Annotated in this window: 11 protein-coding genes; 4 read left to right on the top strand and 7 right to left on the bottom strand. The window is 75.0% G+C overall.

The genetic code is table 11. From position 1 onward, the window contains the following. Positions 1–6: 6 nt before the first annotated feature. Positions 7–1,230, top strand: coding sequence for a cytochrome P450 (locus ACFQZ6_RS31240; protein WP_381615873.1), 1,224 nt, complete (start codon positions 7–9; stop codon positions 1,228–1,230). Here ACFQZ6_RS31240 and ACFQZ6_RS31235 read toward each other — a convergent pair whose 3' ends face one another. The 3 genes from ACFQZ6_RS31235 to ACFQZ6_RS31225 are packed head-to-tail and all read right to left on the bottom strand — an operon-like array spanning position 1,231 to position 3,786. After that, complete coding sequence (locus ACFQZ6_RS31235; RefSeq protein WP_381615870.1) at positions 1,231–1,707, bottom strand: hypothetical protein; 477 nt, start codon at positions 1,705–1,707, stop codon at positions 1,231–1,233. It lies immediately after the preceding gene. Beyond that, positions 1,704–2,342, bottom strand: a complete 639-nt coding sequence (locus tag ACFQZ6_RS31230; RefSeq protein WP_381615867.1) for an RNA polymerase sigma factor — start codon at positions 2,340–2,342, stop codon at positions 1,704–1,706. Before ACFQZ6_RS31230 ends, ACFQZ6_RS31235 begins: the two co-directional genes overlap by 4 nt. A 7-nt stretch (positions 2,343–2,349) precedes the next feature. Beyond that, the gene (locus ACFQZ6_RS31225) at positions 2,350–3,786 is read right to left on the bottom strand and encodes a S8/S53 family peptidase (protein ID WP_381615864.1); all 1,437 of its coding nucleotides are present in this window, start codon (positions 3,784–3,786) and stop codon (positions 2,350–2,352) included. A 108-nt stretch (positions 3,787–3,894) separates the two neighbouring features. Between ACFQZ6_RS31225 and ACFQZ6_RS31220 the strand changes: the two genes are divergently transcribed. After that, positions 3,895–6,498, top strand: a complete 2,604-nt coding sequence (locus tag ACFQZ6_RS31220; RefSeq protein WP_381615861.1) for a CHAT domain-containing protein — start codon at positions 3,895–3,897, stop codon at positions 6,496–6,498. Between the two features lie 16 nt (positions 6,499–6,514). Here ACFQZ6_RS31220 and ACFQZ6_RS31215 read toward each other — a convergent pair whose 3' ends face one another. Next, positions 6,515–8,350 carry a LuxR family transcriptional regulator AbsR2 gene (locus ACFQZ6_RS31215; protein ID WP_381615858.1) on the bottom strand — a complete coding sequence of 612 codons (1,836 nt, stop codon included), beginning with the start codon at positions 8,348–8,350 and terminating at the stop codon, positions 6,515–6,517. Between the two features lie 116 nt (positions 8,351–8,466). Between ACFQZ6_RS31215 and absR1 the strand changes: the two genes are divergently transcribed. Further along, on the top strand, positions 8,467–9,552 hold the full coding sequence (absR1, locus tag ACFQZ6_RS31210; RefSeq protein WP_381615855.1) for a beta-glucuronidase AbsR1: 1,086 nt from the start codon (positions 8,467–8,469) through the stop codon (positions 9,550–9,552). 119 nt (positions 9,553–9,671) lie between these two features. Here absR1 and katG read toward each other — a convergent pair whose 3' ends face one another. From katG to ACFQZ6_RS31195, 3 genes are all read right to left on the bottom strand, one after another. Then, a complete protein-coding gene (gene katG / locus ACFQZ6_RS31205) occupies positions 9,672–11,888 on the bottom strand; it encodes a catalase/peroxidase HPI (protein WP_381615852.1) in 2,217 nt (738 codons plus the stop codon). A 38-nt stretch (positions 11,889–11,926) separates the two neighbouring features. Further along, positions 11,927–12,391 (bottom strand): Fur family transcriptional regulator, encoded by a 465-nt coding sequence (locus tag ACFQZ6_RS31200; protein ID WP_381615850.1) that lies wholly within the window; start codon positions 12,389–12,391, stop codon positions 11,927–11,929. A 67-nt stretch (positions 12,392–12,458) separates the two neighbouring features. Beyond that, positions 12,459–13,949, bottom strand: a complete 1,491-nt coding sequence (locus ACFQZ6_RS31195; RefSeq protein WP_381615847.1) for an AfsR/SARP family transcriptional regulator — start codon at positions 13,947–13,949, stop codon at positions 12,459–12,461. An 88-nt stretch (positions 13,950–14,037) separates the two neighbouring features. Here ACFQZ6_RS31195 and ACFQZ6_RS31190 point away from each other — a divergent pair, with 88 nt between their 5' ends. Further along, positions 14,038–16,839, top strand: a complete 2,802-nt coding sequence (locus ACFQZ6_RS31190; protein WP_381615844.1) for an AfsR/SARP family transcriptional regulator — start codon at positions 14,038–14,040, stop codon at positions 16,837–16,839. The last annotated feature ends 5 nt before the right edge of the window (positions 16,840–16,844 follow it).

Raw genomic sequence — 16,844 nt, 5'->3', positions numbered from 1 at the left:
GAGGGAATGACCGAGGAGACCCCCACACTGACCGGCCAGGCCCCGCCCCCGGTGCGGGACTGGCCCGCGCTGGACCTGGAGGGGACCCGGTTCGACCCGGTCCTCGCCGAGCTGATGCGGGAGGGCCCGCTGACCCGGATCCGGCTGCCGCACGGCGAGGGCTGGGCCTGGCTGGCGACCCGGTACGACGACGTCCGGCTGATCACCAACGATCCCCGGTTCGGCCGGGCCGAGGTGCCGCGGCGGCAGGTCACCCGGATGGCGCCGCACTTCAAGCCCCGGCCGGGATCGCTCGCCTTCGCCGACCAGCCCGACCACAACCGGCTGCGCAAGCCCGTCGCGGGCGCCTTCACGGTGGCCGCCATGAGACGGCTGCGGCCCCGCGCCCAGACGGTGCTGGACGGCCTCGTGGACGGCGTGCTGCGCGACGGGCCGCCCGCCGACCTGGTCGAACGCGTCCTCGAACCGTTCCCGATCGCCGTCGTCAGCGAGGTGATGGGGGTGCCCGAGGAGGAGCGGGAGCGGGTGCACTCCTGGACGAGGACCATCATCTCCACCTCCGGTGGCGCCGAGGCCGCCGGACAGGCCAAGGACGGCCTGTACGCGTGGATCACCGAGACCGTCAGGGCACGGCGCGCCAGCACCGGCGACGACGTGTACGCGCTGCTCGGCGCCGCCGTCGGGCGCGGTGAGATGAGCGAGGAGGAGGCGGTCGGCCTCGCCGGTCCGCTCCAGATCGGCGGCGAGGCCGTCACCCACAACTGCGGCCAGATGCTGTACCTGCTGCTGACCCGCCCCGAGCTGATGTCCCGGATGCGGGAGCGGCCCGCCGACCGCGGCCCCGTCCTCGACGAACTGCTGCGCTACATCCCGCACCGCAGCTCGGTGGGCCTGGCCCGGATCGCCTCCGAGGACGTCGACCTGCACGGGACGCTCATCCGCGCGGGCGACCCGGTGTACGTCTCCTACCTGGCCGCCAACCGCGACCCGGAGGTGTTCCCGGACCCCGACCGGATCGACCCCGACCGCGACCCCAACCCGCACCTGGCGTTCGGCAACGGCCCGCACTACTGCACCGGCGCGGTCCTCGCCCGTACGCTCACCGAACTCCTCCTCGACACGCTGCTGGACCGGATGCCCGGACTGCGGCTCGCGGTCCCCGCCGAGGAGGTCGAATGGCGGCGCCGGACGATGATCCGCGGCCCGCGGACCCTGCCCTGCGCCTGGTGATCAGGCCCGCAGCCACTCCGTGACGACCACGTCCCCGCCGGTGCGCAGCCGCAGCGCGAACGGACCGGCGGGCGGGGTGTCACTCGTGAAGCGGCCCATGTCGTCGGCGGTGAGCGCGGGCGGCGCCGCCACCCGGGCACCGCCGAGCACCTCGATCCGCACCGGCTGCGGCGGCAGCACCTGCCCCATCAGGCCCTCGGACGTCACCTCCACGTCCACCGTCAGCTCCCCGGTGCGGAAGGTCAGCATCCGCGGCGGATCGGTCACCCCGCGCACCGGGATGGCGTCGATCAACGAGTCGAAGGTCAGCTCGGCGAGCCGGGCGTCCAGGTCGTGCAGGGTGAACGCCTCGACTGCGGTGCGCCGCAGCTCGGGCGGTACCGGGTCGAGGATGGCGGCGGCGCGGCGCAGCTCCTCCTCCAGCAGACCGGCGCCGAACTCCTCGTCGTCGAATCCGTGGTCGTCGTCGCGGTTCACAGCACTCCCCGTGCGTCGAGTCGGGCCCGCAGCCGTCGCAGACAGCGCTGCCGCAGCGGGCCGATGCTGCCTACGGCGATGCCCAGCGCGCTGGACACCTCCTGGTAGCTGGGCGGCGGTGAGGACATCAGCACCCGCAGCAACTGGCGGCAGCGCTCCCCGAGTTCCTCGAACTCCTGCCACATCCGCCGAATCCGTTCGGACTGGGCGGCGGCCTCCTCGGAGTCGAGGAGCGACTGCTCCGGCGTACGGTCCTCGCTGACCCGGTCGAGCACCTGCGGATCGTCCGTGGGGGTCAGCCGCCGCGAACTCCGGATCACCTTCAGGCTCTCGTGGCGTGCGGTGCTCGCCAGCCAGGAGCCGGTCTTGTCGGGTTCCCGGATCCGCCCGAGGTGCTGGGCGAAGCGGAACCACACGGTCTGGTACACCTCGTGCGCGTCGGCGTCCGAGAGCCGGTGTGCGCGCACCACCGACCACACCAGCGGGCTCAGCCCTTCCACCAGCGCTTTCCAGGCCGCCGCGTCTCCGTCGACGGCGGACTGGACGAGCGCGCCGACATCTGCACGGTCCACGGCCCCACCCCTCGAGTACGGCAAGTCATCGTACGCCGTGGTGGGGCATGTCTCTGACCTCATCTCGGCCTCATACGGACGCCGCGGGAGCCTGGACGGGCACCGGGCTCCAGGTGGACGGCTTGAGCGCCGGTACGTCCGCCCCCCGCACCTCCGCGAACTCGCTGACCTGGGAGAGCAGTTGCTGCGCGGCGGCGCGCGGGTCGCGCTGGCCGCCGCTGACCATCAGGTCGGCGACCATCCCGGCCACCACCGGCGTCGCGAAGGAGGTGCCGCTCCAGTGGGCGAGGCCCTCGAACATCACCTGGTCCGGCTTGGCCGCCGCGCCGTCGTCGCTCAGCACCCCGCTGTGGCTGGGTTCCTGGCAGGTGCAGGCGTAGCCGAAGCCGTAGCGGCAGGTGTCGTAGGTGGAGTGCTGGTAGACGTACGGAACCGGGGTGGTGAAGCCGGTGAGGGAGCTGGTGAGGCGCTCGCCGGGGGCGAACACCCGCACCCAGGGGCCGTGGTTGGTGAAGCAGGCGCCGTACGCGCCGTCGCCGCGCAGCGCGCCGACCGAGAGCACGCTGTCGGCGAAGGCGGACTGGCTGGCGTAGGCGGCTGGCCAGAACGGGGTGCTGCTGCCGTTGTTCCCGGCGGCGGCGACCAGCAGGGTGCGCTGCTGGCGCAGTTCGGCCATGAAGGCGTCCATGCCGAGGAGCCCGTCGAGGCCGCCGTTGGTGGTGCCCGCGGAGAGGCTGATGATGTCGGGCCAGCCGTGCCGGTCGACGCTGTCGAAGAGCGCGGCGCCGAAGTCCGATTCCAGCATGGCGCCGACGTCGCTCAGGGTGCCGAGGACGGTGACGTTGGTGTTGGGCGCGACGGCGGAGACGACCCCGGCGATGAACGTGCCGTGGCCGACGTACTGCTTGAGCATCCCGTCCGCGTCGGTCTCCTGGACCGCCATGTCCCCGTCGACGTGGGCGAGCTGCGGCCAGGACTGGTAGTCGTGCAGCAGGCCGGTGTCGATGACGAGGACGCCGACCGCGGTGTCCGGGTCGTGGGCCACGCCCGGCGCGGGCGCCGGGTTGGTGCCGTCCGCGCGCGGGGCGGGCACGGGTTCGTCGCCGGGGCAGGCGTTGACCGGGGCGATGTGGATGACGTGGTTGCGGCTGACCAGGCGGCGCCGCGCCCGGCCCGCCCGCTCCCGCACCGCGCGCAGCGCGTGGCCCACCATCGGGTCACCCTCGGCGCCGCCCTGGCCCGGGTCTCCGACCTGGATGCGGGTGACGCCGGTGCGGTTGGCGCGCGGGCTGACCCGGCGCACCGGCTCCGGGTCGAGGTCGGGGGTCTCGGTGAAGTACGTGCGCACCGCGTCCTCGACCAGTGCCGCGTCCTCCCCGTCGCGGACGAGGACGACACCCTTCTCGTAGAGGAACTCCGCGGAGTCGTCGGGTCCCATCGCCAGGGGGACGTCGGGCATCGAGCGCTGGATGTGGCCGAACTGCTCGCGGAATCGCTGTGGTGCCATGGGTGTCCCCTCACTGACGCGGCGGTCTTCAGACAGAGCCCGGTGCGGACTGCTTGATACAGACCCGAACCGGTGTGACTCGGTTCCACGGCCACTACCATCCGGAGGGTGACAGCGGGAAGCGACTCGGTACTCGGACTGCTGCCGAGGGTGTTCGCCGCCCCGAACGCCGCTCTGGCGGAGGCGGAACGCCTGCTCGGCGCGGATCCGCCGCCCCTGCACGCCTCCGTCGCCCACCAGGTGATCGGCATCTGGCAGCGCGACTTCGGGGACCTCAGACTCGCCCTGAGCCATCTGCGCCGCGCCCGCGACCTGGCCGCCCGCGCGGACCTCGCCGAACGGGAGGCGGACGTCCTCGCCACCCTCGGGGTGGCCCTGGTGCACGCGGGCCGCACCCGGCAGGGACTGGCCGCGTTCGAGCGGGGCGTGCGGCGCGGCAGCGGGCACACCCGCGCGCGCGTGCTGTACCGCAGGGCGTACGCCTGGTGGGTGCTCGGCCAGCATCCGCAGGCACTGGAGGACGTACGGCGGGCGATTCCCGTGCTGCGTCAGGAGGACGACACCATCTGGACGGCGCGGGCGCTGACGCTGCGGGCGACCGTGCACTTGGCGCTGGGCGCGGTGGACCGGGCGGACGCCGACTTCACCGCCGCGGAGGCGCTGTGGGACACCACCGGCCAGGAGCACGACAAGGCCGACGCGGTGGAGAGCCGGGGCCTGGCCGCGTTCCGCTCCGGTGACATCCCGGCGGCGCTGCGGCTGCTCGACGAGGCCGAGAGGCGGTACGCCAAGCTGGGCACGCCGACGTTCATGCTGAACATCCGGCGCTGCGAGGTGCTGATGGCGGCGAATCTGGCGCCGGAGGCGCTGGCGGAGGCGGACGCGGCGATCGCCGTCCTGGACGGGATCGGCGGGCAGTCCACCCGCAAGGCGGAGCTGTTGCTGGCCGCCGCCCGCGCGGCCCGGCTCGCGGGCGATCCGCACACGGCGATAGCGCGCGCCGCGCTCGCCGTGCGGCTGTTCGCGGCGCAGCGCCGGACCTGGTGGGAGACGCACGCGCGGCTGGTGCTGATCGAGGCGCGGGTGGCCGCCGGGCGCCGTTCGGGGCGGCTGGTCGCGGACGCGGCGCAGGTCGCCGAGGAGCTGGCCGCGTTCGGCGCCCCGGCCGCGCCGGAGGCGTCGCTGCTCGCGGGCCGGATCGCGCTGGGCCTGGGCTGGACGGCGGACGCCGAACGGCATCTGGCGGTGGCCGCGCGCAGCAGGCGCAGCGGGCCGCCGCTCGCGCGGCTGACGGGCTGGGCGGCGCAGGCGCTGCGGGCGCGCGCCGCGGGGTCCCGGCGCGGGGTCCTTGAGGCGTGCCGCCGCGGCCTGGACGTCCTGGACGACCACCGGATGACGCTGGGCGCCTCGGAGCTGCGGGCCCGTGCCACCGAGCAGGGCGCCGAGCTCGCGGCGCTGGCGCAGGAGGCGAGCCGGGCGCGGGGCGGGCCGCGGCGGCTGCTGGTGTGGAGCGAACGGTGGCGGGCGACCGTCCTGTCCGCGCCGCCGACCCGGCCCCCGGCCGACCCGGCGCTGCTCACCTCGCTGACCGCGTTCCGGACCATCGCGGCGCGGGCGGAGGAGGCCCGCATGGACGCGCGGCCCGTTCCGGCGCTGGAGCGGGAACAGCGGCGTCTTGAGCGGGAGATCCGCTCCCGCACCCTGCACATGCGCGGCGAGGCGCCCGGCGGCGGCGACCGGTTCGACGTGGACCGGCTGCTGGCCCGGCTCGGCGACACCCAGCTCGTGGAGTTGGCGGTCCTGGACGGGCAGGTGCACGTGCTGCTGTGCGGGCAGGGCCGGGTACGGCGGTTCGAGGCGGGGCGGCTGGCGGCGGCGGAGTCGGAGGCCGAGCACGTCCAGGCCGCGCTGCGGCGGCTGGCCCACCCCGGGGCGGAGCACCGGCTGCCGGTGGTGGAACAGATGGGCCGCCGCCTGGAGGAACTGCTCCTGGGCCGGGCCGCGGAACGGCTGGGCGGCGGCCCCGTCGTCGTGGTGCCGCCTGCGCGGCTGCACCGGGTGCCGTGGGCGCTGCTGCCGTCGCTGCGGGAGCGGGTGCTGAGCGTGTCGCCGTCGGCGAGCAGTTGGCTGCGCGCCCGGGAGACCGAGCCGCCGCCGGGCGGCCGTCACGTCCTGGTCCGCGGCCCCGGCCTGGCCTCGGGCGGCGCGGAGGTCCCGGACCTCGCCGACCGCTACGGCAGGCCGACGGTCCTGGAGCACGACGAGGCGCGGGTGCCGCGGGTCCTGGAGGAACTCGACGGCGCGGCGCTCGCGCACATCGCCGCGCACGGCACGTTCCGCGCGGACGCGCCGCTGTTCTCCGCCCTGCGGATGGCGGACGGCCCGCTGATCGTGCACGACTTCGAGCGCCTCGACCGCAGCCCGTACCGCATCATCCTCTCCAGTTGCGACACCGCCCGCCTCGCCTCGGTCGGCGCCGACGAACTCCTCGGCCTGGTCACGGCCCTGCTCCCGCTCGGCACGGCGGGTGTGGTGGCGAGCAGCGCCCCGGTGAACGACGCGGCGGTGGTCCCCCTGATGCTCGCCCTGCACAAGGGCCTCAGCGCGGGCCTCTCCCTGGCCGAGGCGCTGAGGGACGCCCGCAGGGCCCTCCCGAACGACGCGACCCACCAGGCGACGGGCTGGGCGTTCACGGCCTTCGGCGCGGCGTGAACGGACAGACCGACGCTCACGCGCTCAACCCCACCGCCCCACTCAACGCCCCCCGGTCACTCGCCCCGAGCCGCGCGTACGCGCTGTACAGGTGGTTCCCCACCGTCCGCACGGACAAGGTGAGCCGCTCGGCGATCTGCCGATTGCTGAGCCCCGCCGCGGCGAGCGTCACGATCTGCCGCTGACGCGCCGTCAACTCCCCCAGCACCAGCCCGGCCAGCGCGGGCGTCCGCGCCCCCGGACACCGCCGCGCCAGCGCGACCGCCCGCGTGCGTGAGGTACGAGCCGCCCGCGGCTCCCCGTGTACGCCCGCCGCCTGCGCGTACGCCTCCGCCGCGAACAGCAGGAACCCCCGCTCCTCCAGCGCCCGCGCCGCCCGGTCCAGCGCGGCCCCGTCCCGCCGGGCGAGGGCGTGGGCGTGGTCGGCGAGGACCCCGACGGGCAGTTCCCCGGCCCGCTCGGGCGCGCCGAGGCGTACGGCGTCGTAGCGGTCGTAGGCGACCTCGTCGTCGAGCCCGGCCACCGCCGCCTGGACGTCCCCGCGCGCGGCGGCGACCCAGGCCGCGGAGCGTCGGTTGGCGATCATCCGCTCGGCGGTCGCCAGGTCGCCCGTCTGCGCGGCGGCCAGCGCGAGTTCGCCGCGGCAGTCGCGGTCGTCGGGGGCGTACCGCAGCCCCTGCCGCGCCCACGCGGCGGCCTCCCGCAGCTCGCCGCGCAGGCGCGAGAAGCGGGCGCGCACGGCGGCGTACCCGGCGGGTATCGCGACGCCCTCGTCCGCGAGCCACTCCCCCACCGGGGTGGCCAGCGGCCGTACGTCGGCCAGTTCGACGTGCCGGAGCAGGGTGGCCGCCTCGGCGGCGAGGGCGGGCCCGCAGCGGCCGGGGGCGCCGGTGAGGCGGCGGGCGCGCAGGGTGCCCGCGCAGGCGCGCAGCACGGGGCCGTGCAGGGGGTGGGCCAGGCGTACGGCGGAGTCGGGCACGCCGTCGGGCAGGTCGTCGACGCGGATCAGCCGCTCGGCCTCCAGGCGTTCCAGGACGCGCAGGTCGAGGCTGTCGAGGTCGACCGGCAGGGGTTCGGCGAAGGCGAGGCGGTCGAGGACCTCCCGCTCCTCGGGGTCGGTGCGGTCCAGGACGGGCGCGGTGCGTTCACGCAGGGCGGCGGTGACCGGGACGGGGCCGCGCCAGGTCCGCTCGCTGGTGTCGGGGTGCCGGGTGAACAGGCCGCGTTCGCGCAGCGCGCCCACCAGGTCGCGCAGGAGGCGCAGGTCGCCCTGGGCGAGGCGGTGCAGCCGGTTGGCGGTGAGCGGCTCCAGGGGGCCGTCCGCGCCCGCGGCGGCGAGGTGCACGGTGTCCTCACGCGGGAGCGGCTCCAGGGTGAGGCGGGGCAGCAGTTCGCCGGTCCACAGCCGGGACACGGCGCTGGGCGTGCGGGCGCCGTCGGTGGCGACGACGAGCAGCCGGGTGCGGCCCTGGACGGCGAGCTGGTGGACGAGGGCGGCGGAGGCGTCGTCGAGGAGGTGGGCGTCGTCGACGACGAGGAGCCTGCGCCCGGAGAGCAACTGCACGGCGCGGTGCAGGGTGGCGCGCTCCGGCAGCAGGTGCGCGAACGCGGCGTACGGCACCGCGCGGGTCTCGGGGGTTCCGGCGGCGCGCGCCCAGTCGGTGCCGCGGACGGCCTCGGTGACCAGCCGTGTCTTGCCGCAGCCCGCGGGCCCGGTGATCACCGTGCCGGGGCGTCCGGCGGCCAGGGAGCGGCGTACGGCGTCGAGTTCGTCCTCGCGGCCGGTGAACGGCCAGGGCAGTTCCAGGGTGTTCGCGCCGCCCTCGGACGCCGTGTCCCGGGCGGACGTCATGTCCCGTGCGAAAGTCATCACGACAGCAGGAGCCGGGTTACTCAGTTCTGATACAGGGCGACTTGAGTAGCCTTCGACTCAGGCGTACGGGGCGAGCGCCCCGCCAGTCTTGGCGCATGTCCGGACGCTACTGCTCCCTCGCGCAGGCGTCGGCTCCGGTGTTCGCCCCGGGGCTGACCGCCGAGCGGCTCAGTGCGCTGCTGCGCGGACACCGGATGTGGGTCAACGGGACGGTCCTGCACTACTGCTTCTTCGACCGGGAGGACGACGCCTCGGTGATCACGGTGCCAGGTTCCGGGGAGACCCGGCGGGTGTCGTGGGTGGGCGCCAAGGAGCAGCGGGACGTGGTGCGGGAGTGCTTCGCGGAGTGGCGGGGCCTGGGGATCGGCCTGTCGTTCACGGAGGTCGCCGACCGCTCGGAGGCGGAGCTGCGGATCGGGTTCCAGTGGGGCGACGGCTCCTGGTCCGCCGTCGGCAAGGACGCCCTGCGGACGGGCGCCGGTGAGCGCACCATGAACTTCGGGTGGGACCTGACGGCCCCCGGGGAGCGTGCCACGGCGCTGCACGAGATCGGGCACGCGCTGGGCATGGTGCACGAGCATCAGAGCCCGTTCGCGGGGATCCACTGGGACGACGAGGCGGTCTACGCCGAGCTGGCGGGTCCGCCGAACTTCTGGAGCCGGGAGCGCACGCTCGTCAACGTGCTGCGCAAGCTGGACGCGGACGAGGTCAACGGGTCCTGCTGGGACCCGCTGTCGATCATGGAGTACCCGTTCTCGCCGGGGCTGATCCTGGAGCCGGAGCAGTTCCGGGCGGGGCTGAACCCGCCGGGGACGCTCTCGCCGCTCGACAAGGAGTTCGTGCTCCGCTGGTATCCGCCGCTCGCGCCGCCGCGACCGCCCGCGCTGGTGCCGTTCCGTTCGGCGCCGCTGCGGCTGGCCTCCGGGGAGCAGGCGGACTTCCTGCTGGAACCGCCGGAGACGCGTGAGTACACGGTGGGCGTCTTCGGGGACGGCGACACCGTCGTGGTGCTCTTCGAGGAGCGGGACGGCGAACCCCGCTACCTCGCCGGTCAGGACGACGGCGGCACCGACCGCAACGCCACCGTCAGGGCCCGGCTCGTCAAGGGCCGCCGCTACTTCGTCCGTGTGCGCCTGTACTCCGGCTGGGGTTCGGGCGAGACGGCCGTCATGTGCTGGTGACAGCGCACGACGGCCGCGCCGCACGGGCGCCTGGACCATGGTCCGGCACCGGGGGAGCGGCCGGGCGCGTCACCCTTGGGGGAGGGTGACGCGTCCGGCCACGCCATCACAGGTGGCGCTCAGACCAGGTCGAACCGGTCCAGGTTCATGACCTTGTCCCAGGCGGCGACGAAGTCGGTCACGAACTTCTCCTTGGCGTCGTCGCTCGCGTAGACCTCGGCGAGCGCGCGCAGCTCGGAGTTGGAGCCGAAGACCAGGTCGGCACGGGTGCCGGTCCACTTGACCTCGCCGGTGGCCGCGTCGCGGCCCTCGAACGTGGTCTGGTCCTCGGAGGTGCCCTTCCACTGGACGCCCAGGTCGAGCAGGTTGACGAAGAAGTCGTTCGTCAGCCTGCCCGGCGTCTCGGTGAGGACGCCGGCCTTGGAGCCGTCGTAGGTGGCGCCCAGCACGCGCAGGCCGCCGACCAGGACGGTCAGCTCGGGCGCGCTCAGGGTGAGCAGGTTGGCGCGGTCGAGCAGCAGGTACTCGGCCGGGAGGCGGTTGCCCTTGCCGTAGTAGTTGCGGAAGCCGTCGGCGGTGGGCTCCAGGGCGGCGAAGGACTCGGCGTCGGTGTGCTCCTCGGTCGCGTCGACGCGGCCCGGGGTGAACGGCACCTCGATGTCGTACCCGGCGTCCTTGGCGGCCTTCTCGACACCGGCGCAGCCGCCGAGGACGATCAGGTCGGCCAGGGAGACCTTCTTGGCGCCGGAGTTGAACTCCTGCTGGACGCCCTCCAGGACGCGCAGCACGGAGGCCAGCTCGTCGGGGTTGTTGACCTCCCAGCCGCGCTGCGGCTCCAGGCGGATGCGGGCGCCGTTGGCGCCGCCGCGCTTGTCGCTGCCGCGGAAGGTGGACGCGGACGCCCAGGCGGTGGTGACGAGCTGGGCGACGGTCAGGCCGGAGTCGAGGAGCCTGGCCTTGAGGGCGGCGATGTCCTCGGCGCCGATGACCTCACCCTCGGCGGCGGGCAGCGGGTCCTGCCACAGCAGGGTCTCCTCGGGCACCTCCGGGCCGAGGTACTGCGACTTCGGGCCCATGTCGCGGTGGGTCAGCTTGAACCAGGCGCGGGCGAAGGCGTCCGCGAACTGGTCGGGGTTCTCGTAGAAGCGGCGCGAGATGGGCTCGTAGACCGGGTCGAAGCGCAGCGCCAGGTCGGTGGTGAGCATCGTCGGGCGGTGCTTCTTCGACGGGTCGTGGGCGTCGGGGACGATCTCCGGGGCGTCCTTGGCGACCCACTGCTTGGCGCCCGCCGGGGACTCGGTCAGCTCGTACTCGTACTCGAAGAGGTTCTTGAAGAACCCGTTGCTCCACTGGGTGGGCGTGGTGGTCCAGGTGACCTCGAGGCCGGAGGTGATGGTGTCGGCGCCCTTGCCGGTGCCGAAGGTGTTCTTCCAGCCCAGGCCCTGCTCCTCCATGGAGGCGGCCTCGGGGTCGTCGCCGACGTGGTCGGCGGGGCCCGCGCCGTGGGTCTTGCCGAAGGTGTGGCCACCGGCGATGAGGGCGACGGTCTCCTCGTCGTTCATCGCCATGCGGCGGAACGTCTCACGGATGTCGCGGGCGGCGGCCAGCGGGTCCGGGTTGCCGTTGGGGCCCTCGGGGTTGACGTAGATCAGGCCCATCTGGACGGCGCCGAGCGGGTTCTCCAGCTCGCGGTCGCCGGAGTAGCGCTGGTCGTCGAGCCAGGTGGTCTCGGGGCCCCAGTAGACGTCCTCCTCCGGCTCCCAGACGTCGGCGCGGCCACCGGCGAAGCCGAAGGTCTCGAAGCCCATGGTCTCCAGGGCGACGTTGCCCGCGAGGATCATCAGGTCGGCCCAGGAGATGTTCTGGCCGTACTTCTTCTTCACCGGCCACAGCAGACGGCGGGCCTTGTCGAGGTTGGCGTTGTCCGGCCAGCTGTTGAGCGGGGCGAACCGCTGCTGACCGGCACCGGCGCCGCCGCGGCCGTCGCTGATGCGGTAGGTGCCCGCGCTGTGCCAGGCCATGCGGATGATCAGCGGACCGTAGTGGCCGAAGTCGGCGGGCCACCAGTCCTGGGAGGTGGTGAGCACCTCGGCGATGTCCCGCTTGACGGCGGGCAGGTCGAGGGACTTGAACGCCTCGGCGTAGTCGAACTCCTCACCGAGCGGGTTGGCCACGGCGGGGTTCTTGGCGAGGATCTTCAGGTTGAGCCGCTCCGGCCACCACTGACGGTTTCCGCCGCCCTGAGTCGGGTGCGCGGCGCGTCCGTGCGCGACCGGGCAGCCGCCTGCGCCCTCCGCCTTGGGGTCGGTGACGATGGCATCAGGGTTCTCGGCCATGGGGTGAATCCTTCCGGAACTTGGACTGAACGAGGTGCTCAGGAACTGCGGGTGGTGGAACAGTCGGGGCACAGACCCCAGTAGATGACCTCGGCCTCGTCGACCGTGAAGCCATGGGCGTCAGCGGCGGTGAGGCAGGGCGCCTCGCCGACCGCGCAGTCGACGTCGACGACGGTGCCGCAGGACCGGCACACCAGGTGGTGGTGGTTGTCCCCGACCCGTCCCTCGTAGCGGGCGGGGCTGCCGGGTGGTTCGATGCGGCGCACCAGACCGGCGGCGGTGAGCGCGTGCAGGGCCTCGTACACCGCCTGCACGGAGACCTGACCGACGCGCTCGCGCACCCCGGCCGCTATGGCGTCCACGCCGAGGTGGTCACCGCCGCGGACGGTCTCCAGCAGGGCGACCCGCGCGGACGTCACCCGCAGGCCCGCGCCGCGCAGGGCGTCGGCGGGGCTCGGGGTGCCGGGGGCGCCAGGGGCGCCCGGAGTCCGAGGTGCGGTCATGCCGCAGAACCTACCGCCTCAAACACGAATGGTTCAAGAAAAGGAATGAGTCCAAGTCTGGGGTTGGTCAGGGACGCGTCAGACACACCGAGCCGGAGATCTCGTCGAGGGCGTCGCGCAGGGTGCCGCAGCGCCCGGACGACACCCGCCCCGCCGCGTCCGCCAGGGCCAGCGGCAGTCCCGCGCACCGCGCCACCACCCCGGCGGCGGCCCCCGGCTCCGCCGCCACCAGCGCGGCCCCCAGCCTCCTGACCAGCAGCGCCCGGGCCTCGGCCGCGCTCAGGGGCGCGAGCGGCACGGACACGGCGCCGTGCCGGGTGGCGAGGCCCAGCAGCGGGGCGCGACTGGTGACGACGACCATCGCACCGCCCGTTCCCGGGAGCAGCGGCGCGACCTGTTCGCCGTACCGGACGTCGTCGACGACGATCAGCAGCCGTCGGCCGTCGGTGAGCGAGCGGACCAGCGCGGCGCGCTCGTCGGGCGGCACGGGCCGGTCGTAGGGGCCGCCGCCGAGGGCGCGCACCAGCCAGCCGGTCGCGTCGTCCACGGTGAGGGCGCGCCGGTCGTCGGAGCCGCGCAGACTGATCCAGACCTGGCCGTCCGGGAAGTCGTCCGCCACGCGCCGCGCCCAGTGCCGTACCAGGGAGGTCTTGCCGACGCCGTGCCGCCCGGTGACGACGGCGACGGCGGGACCCGGCGTGCCGGGCCGGGGCAGCAGCGCGTCCAGGCGGGCGGTCTCCGCGGTCCGGCCGACGAAGCCCGGCACCGCGCCCGGCAACTGCCGGGGCACGGGCGGCAGCGCGAGGCGGCCCGCGCCGGTCCGGGGGCCGCCGAGCAGGTCCGCGTGCAGCGCGCGCAGCTCCGCGCCGGGCGCCACGCCGAGTTCCCCGGCCAGCCGCCGCCGTACCGTCTCGTACGCCTCCAGCGCCTCCGACCGGCGCCGGGCGCCGCGCAGCGCGCGGACGTACTGCGCCCAGAACCGCTCCCGGGCCGGGTGCCGTGCGGTCAGCTCGGCGAGGTCCGCCAGCAGCTCCGCGCCCCGGCCCCTGGCCAGCAGCAGGTCGTTGCGCCGCTCGACGGCCTGGAGGCGCCGCTCGTCGAGCCGGTGCCGGTCGGCGGTGAGCGCCTGCGCGTGCACGTCGGCGAGGGCGTCGCCGCGCCAGAGCCCGAGGGCGCGTTCGAGGGCGCGGAGCTCCCCCTCCGCGTCACGCGCCGCGCGCGCGGCGCCCGCCGTCCGCAGCTCCTCCTCGAACGCGCCCAGGTCGACGTCGCGCGGGCCGACGTCGAGCAGATAGCCGTCGGCGCGGGTGCGGACCAGGTCCTGCGCGCCGAGCGGGGCGAGGACCGACCGCAGCCGGGTGACGGCGAGCTGGGTCGCGCGCCGGGCCCGCGCGGGCGGCTCGCACCCCCACAGGGCGGTCGTCAGGTCCGACATGGGGACCGTACGGCCCGCCCGCAGCGCGAGCTGCGCCAGCAGGGTGCGCGAGTTCGTCGCCCTGACCGTGCGCGCCTCGTCTCCGACGACCAGGGAAACCGGCCCCAGAATGGCAACTCTCATGACAATACTGTCGCTTCGCGCTCTTACACTTCGCTCTCAGCGCGCTGCCATGTGGGTCGAGGGGTGCAATACGCCGGTGGACGAGTCGGTGAACGGGAAAGAACAGGCGGAAGAGGCCGCCACCTACGGCGTGCTGGGGCCCCTGCTGGTGCGGGTGGCGGACCGGGCGGTGCCGATCGGCTCCCCGAAGTGCCGTGTCGTCATGGCGGCGCTGATCCTCGCCGACGGCGAGCCCGTGCCGTCGACGCTGCTCGCCGAGGCGGTCTACGCCCACCAGGCACCGGCCCGGCCCGTGAACGCCGTCCACCAGCTCGTCCTCCGGCTGCGGCGCGGCCTGGCCGCCGCGGGCGCCGCCGACAGCGTCGCCACGGACGGCGACGGCTACCGGCTCGCCGCCCCGCCCGGCGCCACCGACCTGAGCCGGTGGACGACGCTCAGGCACCGCGCGGACGCCGCCCGCGGCGCGGGCGACCTGGCCAGGGAACTCACGGCGCTGGACGAGGCCCTGGCCGTGTGGCGGGGCGCCCCGCTCGCCGACGTGCCCTCCGACCTGCTGCACCGGCGCCACCTGCCCGTCCTGACCGAGCAGCGGCGCCAGGCGGAGGAGCGCCGCGTCGACGTGGCCCTGGCCCTCGGCCGGTACGCGGAGGCCATCGGGCCGCTCCTTGAGGTGACGGCGCGGCAACCGCTGCGGGAGAAGCCGTGGGCACAGCTCATGACCGCGCTGCACGGCTCCGGCAGGCGCACCGAGGCGATCGAGGCGTTCCACCGCGCCCGCGTCCACCTGCGGGACGAACTCGGCGTCGAACCGGGCGAGCTGGTGCAGCGCACCCTCCAGGAACTCCTCCAGGACACCCCGGCGGTCACCGCCCCCGCCACCGCGCCGCGCCCGGTCCCCCGGCACCTGCCCGCCGAGCGGGTCGCGTTCTCCGGCCGGTACGCCGAGACCGCCACCGCCCAGGCCGCCCTCAGCGGCGCCGACGGCCACCGCCCCGGTCTGGTCGTCGTGACGGGGATGCCCGGCGTCGGCAAGACGTCCCTGGCGATCCACGTGGCCCGCCGCGTCGTCCCCCGCTACCCGGACGGGCAGTTGTGGGTCGACCTGCGCGGCGCCAGCCCCAGCGTCACCACGCCGCAGCAGGCGCTGACGTCGCTGCTGCGCGCCCTGGGCCACCCCACGATGAGCATCCCGGAGGACCCCGAGGACCAGGTGGGCCTGTTCCGCTCGCTGCTCGACGGACAGCGGGTGCTGATCGTCCTCGACGACGCCCGCAGCGCCGAGCAGGTCCGCCCGCTCCTGCCGGGCGAACCGGGCTGCGGGGTGCTCGTCACCAGCCGGGCCGACCTGCTCGGCCTCGCCGTGACGGACGGCGCCGTACGGGTGCGGCTGGCCCCGCTCAGCGACGGGGAGGCGCGGGAGATGCTGCGCCGACGGCTCGGTGAGCCCAAGGTGCTCGCCGATCCGGCGGCGACGGCGCGGCTGCTGGAGCGCACAGGCCGGTTACCGCTGGCGCTGGCGGTCGTCGCGGCCCGGGCGGCGGCCGGTCCCGACGCGCCGCTGGCCGAGCTGGACGCGCAGCTCGCCGCCGCCGGTTCCCGGCTGGACGCCCTGTCCAGCGGCGACGAGCGGACCAATCTGCGCGCCGTGTTCTCCTGGTCCTTCGACGCGCTGTCGCCGGGGGCGGCCGATGTCTTCGTACGGCTCGGGCTGCACCCCACCCACGAGCTGTCCCTGACCGCCGCGGCCAGTCTCGCCGGGCGGCCCGTGACGGAAATCGCCGCCGGGGTGGAGGAGTTGGTGGCCACCAACATCGTGAACCGGGTCTCCGGCGGGCGGCTGGCGCTGCACGACCTCGTGCACGAGTTCGCGGCCGAGCTGGCGGGCGCGCGGCTCGACGCCGGGGAGCGGGACCGGGCCGTGCACCGGTTGCTCGACCACTACAACGGGACCTGCCACGCCGCCGCCCGGACCGTCGACCCCGCGCGCGTGTCCATCCCGCTGCCCGCGCCCGCCGCGGGCGCCGCCGTCACCGACTTCGCCGGGGCCGCCGACGCGAAGGCGTGGCTCGTGCGGGAGCGGGACACCCTGCTGGCCGCCTCCGCGCTGGCCGTGGCCCGCGGCCTCGCCCGGCACTGCTGGCAGCTCGGCTGGGGCCTGGCCGACTTCCTGGTCTCCAGCGCCGACTGGTCCAGCCTGGAGGTCCTGCTGCGCACCAGCCTCGCGGCCGGGGAGGGCGAGACCTACGGGATGTCCCTGGCCCACGCCCACCAGCTCATCGGGCGCGCCCTGCGGCACCTGGACCACCCCTCGGGCGCCGTGCACCACCTTCAGCGGGCCGTCGCCGCCGCCCGGCGCGTCGGGGACACGCTGGCGGAGGCGCGTGCGCTGGGCGGGCTGGGCGCGGTGGCGGAGGACCGCGGCGACTGGCGCAGCGCGCTCGTCCACGACCGGGACGTGCTGCGGCTGGTGCGGGAGCACGGGCTGGGCGCCGTCGAGGCGGAGGCCCTGAACCACGTCGGCTGGGACCTGGCCCAGCTCGGGTCCTACGCGGAGGCGCTGGACTACTGCACCCAGTCGCTGGACCTGGCGCGGGCGGGCGGCGACCAGCGCATCGAGGCGGCGGCGTGGGACAGCCTGGGCCTGATCCACCGCCTCGAACTCCGCCGTGAGCAGGCACTGGAGGCGTACGGCCACGCCCTGCGCATCCGGCGCGCCCTGGACCACCGGGTGGGCGTCGGCGAGACCCACATCCACCTCGGCGACGCCCACGCCGCGTTCGGCGCCCTCGCCGACGCCGTGGCGCACTGGCGCGCGGGCATCGCCGAACTGGACCGGGCGAGCCCGGGCCGGGCCCGCCGCGAGCGGGCCCGGCTGGGGCACTTCGGCTGACGGCG

It is taken from the genome of Streptomyces flavalbus (genome assembly GCF_042674625.1).
GTDB lineage: Bacteria > Actinomycetota > Actinomycetes > Streptomycetales > Streptomycetaceae > Streptomyces > Streptomyces flavalbus.
This window is presented reverse-complemented; position numbering and strand designations above follow the sequence as displayed.

Excerpts from the sequence above, each read along its gene's own strand:
- ACFQZ6_RS31240 (WP_381615873.1), top strand. The coding sequence starts at position 7 with ATGACCGAGGAGACCCCCACACTGACCGGCCAGGCCCCGCCCCCGGTG.
- ACFQZ6_RS31195 (WP_381615847.1), bottom strand. The coding sequence starts at position 13,949 with ATGAGAGTTGCCATTCTGGGGCCGGTTTCCCTGGTCGTCGGAGACGAG.
- ACFQZ6_RS31225 (WP_381615864.1), bottom strand. The coding sequence starts at position 3,786 with ATGGCACCACAGCGATTCCGCGAGCAGTTCGGCCACATCCAGCGCTCG.
- absR1 (WP_381615855.1), top strand. The coding sequence starts at position 8,467 with ATGTCCGGACGCTACTGCTCCCTCGCGCAGGCGTCGGCTCCGGTGTTC.
- ACFQZ6_RS31230 (WP_381615867.1), bottom strand. The coding sequence starts at position 2,342 with ATGAGGTCAGAGACATGCCCCACCACGGCGTACGATGACTTGCCGTAC.
- ACFQZ6_RS31200 (WP_381615850.1), bottom strand. The coding sequence starts at position 12,391 with ATGACCGCACCTCGGACTCCGGGCGCCCCTGGCGCCCCCGGCACCCCG.
- ACFQZ6_RS31215 (WP_381615858.1), bottom strand. The coding sequence starts at position 8,350 with ATGACGTCCGCCCGGGACACGGCGTCCGAGGGCGGCGCGAACACCCTG.
- katG (WP_381615852.1), bottom strand. The coding sequence starts at position 11,888 with ATGGCCGAGAACCCTGATGCCATCGTCACCGACCCCAAGGCGGAGGGC.